The following is a 12,893-nucleotide window of genomic DNA, read 5'->3' on the forward strand; positions in this document are numbered from 1 at the left end:
CACTTATCTTTGTAGCCCTTAAACGAATTCAAATTTCACAGATTCTAAAAATCACAGTTCTATGTCACAATACAAACGTACCTTAATTACTTCTGCCCTGCCTTATGCCAACGGGCCGCTTCACATTGGGCACCTGGCTGGTGTTTATGTGCCGGCTGATATTTACGCCCGCTATCTTCGTCTGAAAAACGAAGATGTACTGCTCATTGGGGGTTCCGACGAGCATGGCGTCCCCATCACCCTGAAAGCCAAAAACGAAGGCGTTACACCGCAGGACATTGTGGACAAATACCACGGCATGATCAAGGATTCGTTTGAGCGGTTCGGCATTTCGTTCGACGTGTATTCGCGTACCAGCTCGCCCGTTCATCACGAAACAGCTTCGGGCTTTTTCAAAAAGCTGTATGACGACGGCAAGTTCGTGGAGCAAACCAGCGAGCAATATTACGATGAAGAAAATAAGCAATTTCTGGCTGACCGCTACATTGTGGGCACCTGCCCAAAATGCAGCTTTGAAAAGGCTTACGGCGACCAGTGCGAAAGCTGCGGCACCTCACTCAGCCCAACCGAACTGATCAACCCCAAATCGATGATCAGCGGAAACACGCCCGTACTGAAGGAAACCAAACACTGGTACCTGCCACTCGACCAATACGAACCTTGGCTGAAAGAATGGATTTTGGAAGGCCACAAAGAATGGAAACCCAACGTGTACGGGCAATGCAAAAGCTGGATTGACAGTGGACTGAATGCCCGTGCCGTAACCCGCGACCTCAACTGGGGTGTACCTGTTCCCGTTGAAGGGGCTGAAGGAAAGGTGCTGTACGTTTGGTTCGATGCGCCGATCGGCTACATTTCAGCAACCAAGGAACTGACACCTGACTGGGAAAAATATTGGAAAGACCCGGAAAGCAAGCTGGTGCACTTCATTGGGAAAGACAACATCGTATTTCACTGCATCATTTTCCCAAGCATGTTGAAAGCCGAAGGCAGTTACGTATTGCCTGAAAATGTGCCGGCCAACGAATTCCTCAACCTCGAAGGCGATAAAATCTCCACCTCGCGCAACTGGGCTGTTTGGCTGCACGAATACCTGGATGAATTCCCCGGCAAGGAAGATGTGCTGAAATATGCGCTCACCGCCAATGCGCCAGAAACTAAGGATAACGATTTCACCTGGAAAGATTTTCAGGCCCGCAACAACAACGAACTGGTGGCTGTACTCGGCAATTTTGTGAACCGCGCACTGGTGCTCACACAAAAGTATTATGCCGGCGAAGTTCCTGCTTTGGGCAACCTGAATGAAGTGGATCAGGCTACGCTGGTGGAGATTGGAAGCCTGAAGGCTCAGGTTGAAAAAAGCCTGGACACCTACCGTTTCCGCGAAGCGCTGAAACTGGCGATGGATTTGGCCCGACTGGGAAACAAATACCTGGCCGATGAAGAGCCCTGGAAAGTGTTTAAAACAGATCCGGAACGTGTAAAAACGGTGATGAACATCTGCCTGCAGATTACCGCCAGCCTCACAATCATCCTGGAGCCTTTCCTACCTTTCAGCATGAACAAGCTCCGTGGGTTCATCAACTTTGAAAAACTGGACTGGAGCGAACTGGGACGCACCGATTTGTTGCCGGCCGGACACCAAACCAACCAGCCGGAGCTGCTGTTTGAAAAGATTGAAGACAGCGTAATTGATGCCCAAGTACAAAAGCTGCTGGACACCAAGAAAGCCAACGAAGCAGCCGAAGTCGTAGCAAAACCCGCCAAGGAGAACTGCACGTTCGACGATTTTATGAAAATGGACATTCGTACCGGAACCATCCTGGAGGCGCAACTTGTTCCGAAAACCAAAAAGCTGCTTCAACTTAAAATTGATACCGGAATCGACAAACGCACGGTGGTTTCGGGCATTGCCGAATATTACAAGCCGGAAGACATTATTGGAAAACAGGTTTCCATTCTGGTGAATTTAGAGCCTCGTAAAATCCGTGGTATCGAATCGCAAGGCATGATCCTGATGGCTGAAGACGCCGATGGAACGCTGAAGTTTGTGTCGCCGGAAGGCAAAGTGAAAAACGGCTCGGAAGTGAGGTAAAAAGCTTTTTTAATACCGTCATGCTGAACGCATTTCAGCATCTCCATCAAACAGCCGACAGCCCCTGAAACAAGTGCAGGGTGACTCTTAATAAGAAGAAAGATAGTCGTGCCAGCTCATGGTTGGCGCGCTTCCGTAAGTTGCAGTACTGCCCAAGCAGATCGGCAACTTACTCGACTATATGAAACCGCTTTTGTACGCAAAGGCGGTTTTTTTTCATAAAAAAAGGGCCGCAAATGCGAACCCTCTTCAAACTAATAAACCAACTAAACCTAAACTAAAACCTATAATCGCTTGTAAATCTTATATTCCCAAGGTTGAAGTTCGATGCTCTCCTTCTCTCCAATTCTCAATGTCCCTTCTTCGAATACGTCTTCAAACTCTTCCTGAACACCGAACTTGATATCTGAAACAACCGGACGATCGGAAAGGTTCAAAATGATCAAAAGCTTATTTGCATCTTTTTCTCTCGTAAATGCCAGCACTTGCTCATTATTATTGGTTTCGAGCAAGTTGAAATCGCCGCCAGCATCGCCATTCCATAAGGCTTGGTTCGCCGTTTTCAGATCAATTAATTGCTTATAAAAAGACTGCTTCTCCAGATTCGACCAATCAATTTCATCCTTTTCGAAAAAAGCCAGCTGCTTGTTCAATCCGGCTTCCTGTCCACTGTAGATTAGTGGAATGCCTGGCACGGTAAAGCTAAATACCGCAAAAGCATCGGCGGCGTCGCCCATGCGTTGCTGAACGGTTCCGGCCCACGAGTTCTCATCATGATTGGTGATAAACTGCATGGGAAATGAACCTGGCGCATAGAAATCTTCATCCATTTCATTGAAATAGTCTCGGATAGCTTGTGCTGTTTGATCACCCCGGGCTACGTCATTCATAATATGGTGCAGTTTCCAGGCGTAGTTCGATTCGAACGCATACTCCAGCAAAGCCGGATGATCTTCATCCTCGGCCAGCATGTATAACGGCTTAATTGAATCGAGCGAGGCCCGGGCATCTTCCCAAAAATCCCGTGGAACGCCCCAGGCTACGTCGCAACGGAAACCATCAATATCGGCTTCTTCCAGCCAAAAGTCCATCGCATCAATCATGGCACGCCGCATCGGCTCCTTATCAAAGTTCAGGTCAGCAATGTCCGACCAATCCGGGTTTGGCGGAATGATTGCCCCGGTCGAATCTTTGGTGTACCAGTCCGGGTGATCGTAAATCCATTGGTTGTCCCATCCGGTGTGATTGGCCACCCAATCAATAATCACTTTAAAACCCAGGTCATGCGCTTGGGTTACGAGGTTTCTAAAATCTTCCATTGTGCCAAACTCGGGGTTAATACCTTGGTAATCCTGAACTGCATAGTACGATCCCAGGCTGCCTTTCCGCTTTTCTTCCGAGATCGGATGAACGGGCATGATCCACAGAATATCGACTCCCAGATCTTTCAGGCGTGGCAAATGCATTGCAAAAGCATTGAAAGTCCCCTCCGGCGTGTATTGCCGGATGTTGACTTCATACAAAACGGCATCATTCATCCAGTCTGGACTTTCAACTCTCGCCGAATCTAACGCTTGACTTTCCTGATCAGCCGGTTTTTGCGTTGGTTGGCAGGCGATCACAAACAGGAACAATATAAAAGAAAGTGATTTCATTGGTTTATTTATTTATCGAATGTTGGGCAAAGCACATTTTTGGTATTTCTAATTTTTCATTTGAAGGGATTAGTATACTTTTTTCCACTAAAACGAAAAGGACACAGAGCTTTTATTTGTTCTTTGTCTTCGTGCCTTTGTGGGAAATAGATAGATTCAATAGTCACTTGATATAAATTTGCTAAGTTCGATGATCATCGCTGAACGAGCCGGAACAGCAATACTTGACAGGTCTTTTATTTCTTTTGAATGAATAATTTCCATGCCGCTGGTAAACCCTTCCATCACCTCCTGAAAGCGGCTTGTTTCCAGAACTTGCTCATCTTCATTCTTATTTAGCACCACCATTACGACCTCATTCTCATTGTAACGAAAATACACATACATCCCATCTTCCGGAACGAAGTGCATCAGTTTACCGGCATGGATCACTTCTTTTTCCTTCCGCCAGTTTTGAATGGCGCGCAGGTAGTTTTGCAGGTCTTTTTGTTCTGCCGAAAGCCCTTCCCCGGTAAAGGCGTTAACCGGATCGCCGGCCCATCCACCGGGAAAATCGCTACGGATAATGCCATGATCATCCGTTCCCGGATTCGACATCAACACTTCGGTTCCATAAAGGAACTGTGGAATTCCACGGATGGTCAAGAAATAAGCGAGGGCCATTTTCAACATGTCAACATCCTCGCCAACCTGGGTCAAAAAACGCGACATGTCGTGGTTATCCGGAAAAACAACCAGGTTATGGGCATCCGGATACAAAAAATCGTTGGAAATGGCTTCATACAATTCGATCAACCCTTTGTCCCAACTCTCTTGGTGATTCATCGCCCGGCTGGCCGCATTTTGCAACGGAAAATCCATTAGGCTCGGCAAGCTACAGTGGTAACCATCGGCGTTTTGCTTGCCTTTTTGCCAATACGAAACAATGGCCGGATTCATGCTCCACTCCTCACCCACAATGTTGAAATTGGGATATTCCTCCAGCACCCGGGCAGTCCAATCCGCCATCATGTGTTTGTCGGGATAGGGCCAGGTGTCTTGCCGGATGCCCTCCAAACCAACATACTCAATCCACCAGATACTGTTTTGGATGAGGTAGGTGGCCATAAACGGGTTTTCCTGGTTCAAATCGGGCATGGTCGGAACAAACCAACCGTCAACCATCGCTTTCCGGTCAGCTTCCGAAGCATTCGGATCTTGGTTGACCGTACGCCGGTGGCTGGTGATTTTGTAATCCGGGTAATGATTGATCCAGTCGCTCATGGGAATATCATCCATCCACCAGTGTTCCGAGCCGCAGTGGTTGAAAATCATATCCATGATCAGTTTCATATCACGCTTTTTCAACTCTTCCGACAATTCCTGGTATTCTTCGTTGGAACCGTAACGCGGATCCACTTTGTAGAAGTCAGTAGTGGAATATCCATGATAGGAAACCTGCGTCATGTTGTTTTCGAGCACCGGATTGAGCCAGACAGCTGTAAATCCCAAATCCTGCAAATAATCCAAGCTGTTGATAATCCCACGTATATCACCACCGTGGCGCCCATCCTTATCTTGCCGGTTTGGTTTTTCCTTCATACCGGGTAATGCATCATTGCCCGGATCTCCATTCACAAAGCGGTCGGGGGTAACCAAGTAGATTACGTCCGAACTGTTAAAGCCCATCCTGTTTTCTGAACCTTTAGCCCGTGCCTTTAATTCATAGGTATAAGCCACTCGATCTCTTTTGCTTTGAGTGAATGTAATTTGAAACGTTCCGGGTTTTGCTTCGTCTGAAATTTTCAGATCGATAAACAGGTAGTTCGGATTTTCGACTTGAGTCACACTTTTCAACGACACACCCGGATAATCCACCAGCACATGGCTGCCGGCCAGGCCTTCACCATGGATCATGAGCTGCAGGTTGGGATTTTTCATGCCTACCCACCAAAACCGGGGTTCGACACGATCAACACGCATTCCAAATGTGATTGCTGCGAAAACTATCAGCAATGACGTAATAATTAGTTTTTTCATCTTTAATCGTATATCGTTATTTTAATATGAATGTAAAAGGAACTGAAAGTCGTTTAGCCCAAGAGATTTCGGAGTGATCCTCTCCGGGATATTTTTTTGTAAGCCAATTCTTTTCATCAAAACCTTTGATTCGCATCGTTTCGTCAACTTGCTGTTGGTAACGCTCATAAAAGCGATCAATCCCCTCCGTTCCATAATCGAAGTAAATTCTATGATTGGCCGGTTCGGGAAGAAACTCGGTCAAATAGTTGGCGAAAGCTTCCGGAATGAGAACATTGTCCTGGTGGGTTCCTATCCAGTGGGTTGATAAACAAGCAGCTCCTCCAAATATTTGAGGATATTCGCATATCGCATACGCCGAAATTAGTCCCCCCATGCTTGAGCCGGCAATAAAGGTATGCTCCCTGTCGGTATGCACCTTAAACCGCTTGTCAATAAAAGGCTTGAGTTCTTCGGTCAAAAAACGCAAGTATTCATCCGCCAGCGGTTCTCCCATTAACCATTCAGCAATCAAGGTGTCCCTGCTCTCATCCGATAAATAGGCAAGCGCTTTTTCTGGAAAATATTCCGCACGACGGTATTCCCCGTTATTCCAGATTCCAACGACAAGGCAATCCTGAATTTTATTTTCCTTCATTAGTTTGCTAAGGACTTCATCGACTTGCCATTCTTGCTTATTCCAGGTATTTGTTGAATCAAACAGCATCTGCCCGTCATGCATATAAATCACGGCATATTGTTTTGTGTCCTGGTAATCTTCTGGCACCCAAACATCCACGTTCCTGGCATCTACATAGTTAGATTGAAAATCAGGAAAAGAAATCACTTTCCCGATCTCCGTTTTTGGTTCCAGTCCCAATAGATTTATACTTAGCACCAGGAAAATTCCCAGACTGCTCAATATTGATTTCATTTTGTTCATTTTATTAGTTCTACATAGCGTTTTGATAGATCAACATAACTTTCAATCTGACGTCTAAATTCACTGAGGCTTTTCAGATCACCCCGCCAATCAGGATCTGGAATTTGCGAATGAATTTGCTCCCAATCTCTGCCTAAAAAAAACTGGGAATCCACCTCGCATCCCTGCAATTGGCTGAAGGGTTTTAGAAAGATGTATCCATCAAATAGTTGACCCACCTTAAAACTAGGATAGCCCATTGAATAATAACTATTGTCCGGTAAATCGCCGACCACCGAATCTAAATCGAAGCCCATTGGTTGATGATCCAACTCACCCATGATGTTTTCAACTGCGCCGTTAGCTGGACTTTGCCGACCCTCTTTATCGTTTGGTTTTCCTGGGAAAGGCTGGTGAAGGGCAATACTAGTCACTTTTCCCTGATACTTTTTATATAGTCGGTTACCCAGCATCCGGTTATTGAAATCACAGAAATAATCACTGTATTCAGAATAAACAGGCATCTGATATTTTGAAAAGGCATGGTATGTACCTGTCAAAATAAGAATCTTTTCCTCTTCCTGAATAATCTCCTTTTCAACAACTTTTGCTCGGTACATGTCCGGTGTTCCTTTATGAAATACCTGATTCATATTTTCCGGTGTTCTTACTCCTTGGAAATGACTCCAATCATATTGGTAACTCAAATTCAGGATTCGAAATTTTTGCGCTTCTCCTGGTAGCGAACGATTTAATTTCCAAGCAGCATGATATAAATCCATATACTCCTGATATGCCCAACCCACGTTGTATGCAAACATGATATCACGGGCCATTTGAAAATCATACTCGTCAGCTGATAACAGCGAATCGAGCTGATGCTGCTGTTCCCTGGCCCCGAACTCCATGCCTATCGTAAAAACTCCGTTTTGATACAGCTTTGGAATCATTTCTTTCACAAAGAGCAGGTTATCTCTGATCGCATGATCCTCCGCAAGTAAGATGACGTCATATTGCTTGAACTTTCCAATGAGATACTCATCCGGAGATCTTCCATTCTCCTTTAGATAATCAACTACTTCATTGTAGTTTTGATTCTGAGAATACAGATTTAAAAAACTAATTGTGAAAATTATTAGCACAAGTAGTTTTCGATCCATAATATTTCCCTTCATATCTTGATTCCTTTATTCAATACCACTTCTTGATTTTCAACTAATTCATATTCTTTACCCCAAATCGTTACCGAAACAGAACCGGGATTGTGATTGGTAATCTTCAGCTCATCACTCATTTGTATTTCCAAATGTGAGCCACGGTAGTTTAGCTTAAACGAATACGATTCCCACGATTCCGGAATGAAGGGATCGAGCAGCAATTGCCCGTTCTTGACCCGCATACCGCCAAACGATTCCACGAAAGCCATCCAGGTTCCGGCCATGCTCGTAATGTGAAGGCCATCTTCGGTATCGTTGTTGTAATCATCCAAATCGAGGCGGGCCGTGCGCAGGTACAATTCATAGGACTTCTCCGGGCGACCAATGCGGGCAGCCAAAATACCATGAACACAAGGTGAAAGCGATGACTCGTGGACCGTAAGCGACTCGTAAAAGTCGAAGTGCCGGGTAAGGGTTTCCCGGTCAAATTCATCCTGAAACCAATAGAAACTCTGCAAAGTATCAGCTTGTTTGATATAGCACGAACGCAGAATCCGGTCCCACGACCAGTTTTGATTGATCGGCCGTTCCTCCTGATTCATCTGCTGCACGGGAAGGATTTCCTTATCCAAAAAACCGTCCTGCTGGAGGTAAAGCCCGGATTGCTCGTCGTACGGGAAATACATTTTGTCGATGATCTCGCGCCAGACGGCCGTTTCCTGCAACTCGTTAAATTTCCATTTCTGAATCATCTCCTCAAATAAATAAGGATGGTCGCGCTTGATGTATTCAATCACTTCCAGTGTGTAACTTAAGGTCCACACCGCCATTTTATTGGTATGGAAGTTATTGTTGACGTTGTTCTCATACTCATTGGGACCGGTTACGCCAAGCATCACATAGGCTTGTTTGGCTTCGGACCAGTTAACCCGCTGTGCCCAAAATCGCGAAATCCCCAGCAGAACCTCAAAACCGTAGGGTGCCAGATATTGCCGGTCGCCGGTATAGTTGATGTAATGGTAAATGGCATAGGCAATGGCACCATTGCGATGAATTTCCTCAAAGGTAATCTCCCACTCGTTGTGGCATTCTTCTCCATTGATGGTTACCATGGGATACAAGGCCGCGCCGTGGTAAAAACCCAATTTCTCGGCATTCTCAATCGCTTTGTCCAGGTGCTTGTATCGGTACATCAACAGGTTTTTGGCTACTTTTTCAGGTGCTGTCCCAAGGAAGAAAGGCAGACAATACGCTTCGGTGTCCCAATAGGTAACGCCTCCATATTTCTCACCAGTAAAGCCTTTCGGACCAATATTCAGCCGTTCGTCATCGCCCGTGTAAGTTTGCATCAACTGGAAAATATTGAAACGAATGCCTTGCTGTGCAGCAACATCGCCCTTGATTTCGACATCAGCAGTTTCCCACTTTTTCTCCCACACCTGGCAGTGCTCGGCAAACAACTGGTCGAAACCTTTTTGCTGTGCGTGCTGAACCGCTTGCTTGCTATGTGCCATCATCACGTCTTTTTTGTAATGTAGCGATGAGGTCATGGACGCGAATTTTTCCACAAGCAGCTCCTCCCCTTCTTTCAAATGAAGTTTAAAGACGGTAGCCACCTGTTTTTCTTTCTGAAGGACTTCTGGATTGGCATCCAAGGCTTTCCCATCGACCCGCAAGCGCGTGTGTTGTCCGTTACAGGCGTAAAACCCCGTCTTTTTGGTTCTCATGCACAGGAACGCTTCCTGCCCTTGAGCTTCCTTCTCCACCTCATCCCAAAACTTTTCGTCGTAGTTCGAGTCTTCGTTCATCACATCGCCGTCCATGAAAGAAGTGACCTGAACCGCCGCCGAAAAATTCAAGCTTCGTAATTGGTATTGAATCGCGCCCAACTCCTGCTGCTTCATGCTAAGAAAACGTTTGGCAACTACCTCCACCTGCTTGCCCGACGCCATCGTTGCCACAAACGAACGGGTAAGCAATGCGGTACGCATATCCAGTTCCCTTCGGAAATCCCGGACGGCAGCAGTCGCCAAATCGAGTTCTTCTCCTTCAATTTCCATATGAATTCCAATCCAGTTGGCTGCATTTAATATCTTGGCGAAGTATTCGGGATACCCGTTTTTCCACCACCCCACACGGGTTTTGTCAGGATAGTAAACCCCAGCCAGGTAGTTCCCCTGCAAGCTATCGCCGCTGTATTTCTCTTCGAAATTCGCCCGCTGACCGGTGTGCCCGTTACCAATGCTGAAAATGCTCTCGGAAACGCGGTTATTGGTAGGATTAAACCCCTCTTCAATAACTTTCCACTCGCTATGTATGATGTAATCTTTCACTGGTTAAGCTTTTAATTTCTATTCATTTTACTCTTCAAAAAGGTTTGTCAAGCTACGGAGCCCGAAACCCTCAAAGCCCGGAATCACATGATCGGCCTGCGATAGCGTAGTAGGATCACCGATTCCGATACAAAACATGCCGGCATTCCTGGCCGCCTCGACGCCTGCCATGGCATCTTCGAAAACCACACAGTTCCGGGGGTCTACCTTCAAGGCTTTTGCTCCTTTCAAAAAGACTTCGGGATCCGGTTTGGCTTCCGTCACTTCGTTCCCATCCACAACTGCATCAAACAGATCTTCAATCTTGAGTTGCTGCAGAATCAATGGCGCATTTTTGCTGGCCGATCCCAAAGCCACCGACATTCCGTTTTGCTTAATTTCTTCAATAAATTCTTTAGCGCCCGGAAGTAGTTCGTCGGCCTGCATCCTGTATATATAATCGAGGTACACTTGGTTCTTTTTATCGGCGAACCGAAGCTTCTCCTGGTCTGTTAGTGTCCTTTTTCCAAGATTCAGAATAATCTCGAGCGACTGCATGCGGCTAACCCCTTTTAGCAATTCGTTGTTTTCTTCGGTGAAGGAAATGCCCAGTTCGTCCGCCAGCGTTTTCCAAGCCAGGAAATGGTATTTCGCCGTGTCTACAATCACCCCATCCAAATCAAAAAGACATGCTTTTATTTTCATCATCTATGAATTCGTTGCAGGTTGTTTTTTTAGTTTATCCGGACTATCCACATCATCGACAAACATGACGGAAACTGCGGCAAGAATCATGGAACCGCCTCCGACGAGCAGGGCCATAATGGCTTCGCCACCAAACAGGTGTTTCATGAAAAAACCCAAAATACTGGCAGCCAGAATCTGCGGAATGACGATGAAAAAGTTGAAGATCCCCATATAGGTTCCCATCTTCTCGGCGGGCAATGACCCGGTGAGTATCGCATAAGGCATGGACAAAATGCTGGCCCAGGCCAGACCTACGCCAAGCATGGAAAGGATAAGCAAGTTCGGATCGTTAACCACATAGAATGAAGCCAGTCCGACTCCTCCCAAAACCAAGGCGATGGCGTGTGTCATTTTACGGCTGGTGTATTTGGCAAGCACCGGCAACAGGAAGGCCATCAGCGCAGCAAAACCATTGTAAACCCCAAACAGAACACCCACCCAGTCAGCGCCATCGTTGTACAGGGCCGATGTGGTGTCGGACGAGCCATACACATGTCCGGTAACCGCTGCGGTAGTATAAATCCACATGGCAAACAATGCGAACCACGAGAAGAACTGCACAATGGCCAGTTGCCCCATGGTTTTGGGCATGTTCAGCATGTCGGTGATAATACCAACCAGTCCGTTATCCGTTTTATTGATTTTGGTGAAGTAGGCGGTCAACAATTGAATCAGTCCAAAAATTGCCAAACCTCCGCTTAAAATGTAAAGCTCCTTTTCGAGTTCGAAATGCAAGAAGAGGAAACTCATCACCAGCCCAATGACTAAAAAGATAACGCCATTTCGCATAAAAGCGCCCATTAATTCGAAAGGAGACTTTAGTTCGATCTTAATGGACGGATTGGCCGAAATCTTTTGCTTTTCAAACGACTTCATTTCCTCCGGTGAATACTCCTTGGTCCGCATCACGGTCCAAAGCACCGCCAGGAAGAAAACCAGTCCGCCAATGTAAAACGACAGTTTCACTGAAAGAGGAATCAACTGGTCGCCAACAGCGATGTTGCTCACCCCAAACCAGTTGGTTAAGGCGTAGGGTAACAGCGAAGCCACAACAGCACCGGTTCCAATAAAAAAGCTTTGCATGGCAAACCCCTGGGTTCGTTGTTCACTTGGTAGCATGTCGCCCACAAACGCACGAAAAGGCTCCATCGAAATGTTGATTGAGGCATCCATGATCCAAAGCGTACCAACAGCCACCCAAAGCATGGGCGAGTTGGGCATGATAAACAAAGCCAGCGAAGCCAGGATGGCCCCAATCAGAAAATACGGCCGGCGGCGTCCCAGCTTTCCCCAAGTCTTGTCACTGTAGTAACCAATAATCGGCTGAACGATCAGTCCGGTTACCGGAGCAGCCAGCCAATACACGGCCAGCCGGTCCACATCACCGCCAAGACTCTGAAAAATTCGGGAGACATTGGCATTTTGCAAAGCAAAACCAAACTGGATGCCCAGAAAGCCAAAACTCATATTCCACACTTGCCAAAAACTAAGCACAGGTTTTCGCTTCATAATTGAAAGAATTGGTTCAATAAATTTTAAAAGTCGATCCGAAAGAACGATGACTGTTAAACCCGGTTTTTCATCAACAAACAGGCAGCATCATCTTCATTCATTAACATGACTTGCTATAAAAAAGGGGGTGAGCCGTTGCCGGTCACCAGTAAGGAAGTAAAATAGAGTTGGTTATTTTCGGAATAACTGCTACAAATATAAACATGGATTTCTGAATTAATCAAGTCTTTCGGCCTGTTTTAGATGCATGCCTGCCAAAAATGAAAGCTAAAAAGCGATTGATACCCGCATTGCAAACGTTTGCAGGGACAGAAAAAAAAATTCGAATTTTTGAAATCATTTTCTGATCACCGGGGCATTTGACCAACTTATTAGACCAAAACCAGTCATTTGGTATCGAAAGCCGCAGCAGAAAGACAGGCGATAGGCAGAAGAAAACGCCGCTAAAGCACTCCGGGCTTGTTCAAAGCCAAAAAGCAGTGCAAAAACACAAAA

Annotated in this window: 8 protein-coding genes; 1 reads left to right on the plus strand and 7 read right to left on the minus strand. The window is 46.1% G+C overall.

The window, feature by feature from the left end; all coding sequences use genetic code 11:
* Positions 1 to 61 precede the first annotated feature (61 nt).
* Positions 62 to 2,095, plus strand: coding sequence for a methionine--tRNA ligase (gene metG / locus AAC033_RS05990; RefSeq protein WP_339736431.1), 2,034 nt, complete (start codon positions 62 to 64; stop codon positions 2,093 to 2,095).
* A 284-nt stretch (positions 2,096 to 2,379) separates the two neighbouring features.
* On the opposite strand, the gene AAC033_RS05995 is transcribed toward metG, so the two are convergent.
* The 7 genes from AAC033_RS05995 to AAC033_RS06025 all read right to left on the minus strand — a co-directional run bounded on the left by AAC033_RS05995 (position 2,380) and on the right by AAC033_RS06025 (position 12,395).
* Positions 2,380 to 3,750: an alpha-amylase family glycosyl hydrolase gene (locus AAC033_RS05995; RefSeq protein ID WP_339736433.1), complete on the minus strand. Its 1,371-nt coding sequence runs from the start codon at positions 3,748 to 3,750 to the stop codon at positions 2,380 to 2,382.
* Between the two features lie 156 nt (positions 3,751 to 3,906).
* Positions 3,907 to 5,769, minus strand: a complete 1,863-nt coding sequence (locus AAC033_RS06000) for a glycoside hydrolase family 13 protein (protein WP_339736435.1) — start codon at positions 5,767 to 5,769, stop codon at positions 3,907 to 3,909.
* A gap of 16 nt (positions 5,770 to 5,785) precedes the next feature.
* Entirely contained in the window at positions 5,786 to 6,682 is an 897-nt protein-coding gene (locus AAC033_RS06005) for an alpha/beta hydrolase-fold protein (RefSeq protein WP_339736437.1), read from the minus strand.
* Positions 6,683 to 6,687: 5 nt separating this feature from the next.
* Entirely contained in the window at positions 6,688 to 7,845 is a 1,158-nt protein-coding gene (locus AAC033_RS06010) for a ChaN family lipoprotein (protein WP_339736439.1), read from the minus strand.
* A complete protein-coding gene (locus tag AAC033_RS06015) occupies positions 7,842 to 10,160 on the minus strand; it encodes a family 65 glycosyl hydrolase domain-containing protein (protein ID WP_339736440.1) in 2,319 nt (772 codons plus the stop codon). The genes AAC033_RS06010 and AAC033_RS06015 overlap by 4 nt, the downstream gene beginning before the upstream one ends.
* A 27-nt stretch (positions 10,161 to 10,187) precedes the next feature.
* Positions 10,188 to 10,847: a beta-phosphoglucomutase gene (gene pgmB / locus AAC033_RS06020; protein ID WP_339736441.1), complete on the minus strand. Its 660-nt coding sequence runs from the start codon at positions 10,845 to 10,847 to the stop codon at positions 10,188 to 10,190.
* A complete protein-coding gene (locus AAC033_RS06025) occupies positions 10,848 to 12,395 on the minus strand; it encodes an MFS transporter (protein WP_339736442.1) in 1,548 nt (515 codons plus the stop codon). It lies immediately after the preceding gene.
* Positions 12,396 to 12,893 lie beyond the last annotated feature (498 nt).

Source organism: uncultured Sunxiuqinia sp., assembly GCF_963974515.1.
GTDB lineage: Bacteria > Bacteroidota > Bacteroidia > Bacteroidales > Prolixibacteraceae > Sunxiuqinia.

What these genes read in the sequence shown, in the direction of transcription:
- AAC033_RS06000 (WP_339736435.1), bottom strand. Translation starts at nt 5,769, where the DNA reads ATGAAAAAACTAATTATTACGTCATTGCTGATAGTTTTCGCAGCAATC.
- metG (WP_339736431.1), top strand. Translation starts at nt 62, where the DNA reads ATGTCACAATACAAACGTACCTTAATTACTTCTGCCCTGCCTTATGCC.
- pgmB (WP_339736441.1), bottom strand. Translation starts at nt 10,847, where the DNA reads ATGATGAAAATAAAAGCATGTCTTTTTGATTTGGATGGGGTGATTGTA.
- AAC033_RS06025 (WP_339736442.1), bottom strand. Translation starts at nt 12,395, where the DNA reads ATGAAGCGAAAACCTGTGCTTAGTTTTTGGCAAGTGTGGAATATGAGT.
- AAC033_RS06005 (WP_339736437.1), bottom strand. Translation starts at nt 6,682, where the DNA reads ATGAAATCAATATTGAGCAGTCTGGGAATTTTCCTGGTGCTAAGTATA.
- AAC033_RS06010 (WP_339736439.1), bottom strand. Translation starts at nt 7,845, where the DNA reads ATGAAGGGAAATATTATGGATCGAAAACTACTTGTGCTAATAATTTTC.
- AAC033_RS05995 (WP_339736433.1), bottom strand. Translation starts at nt 3,750, where the DNA reads ATGAAATCACTTTCTTTTATATTGTTCCTGTTTGTGATCGCCTGCCAA.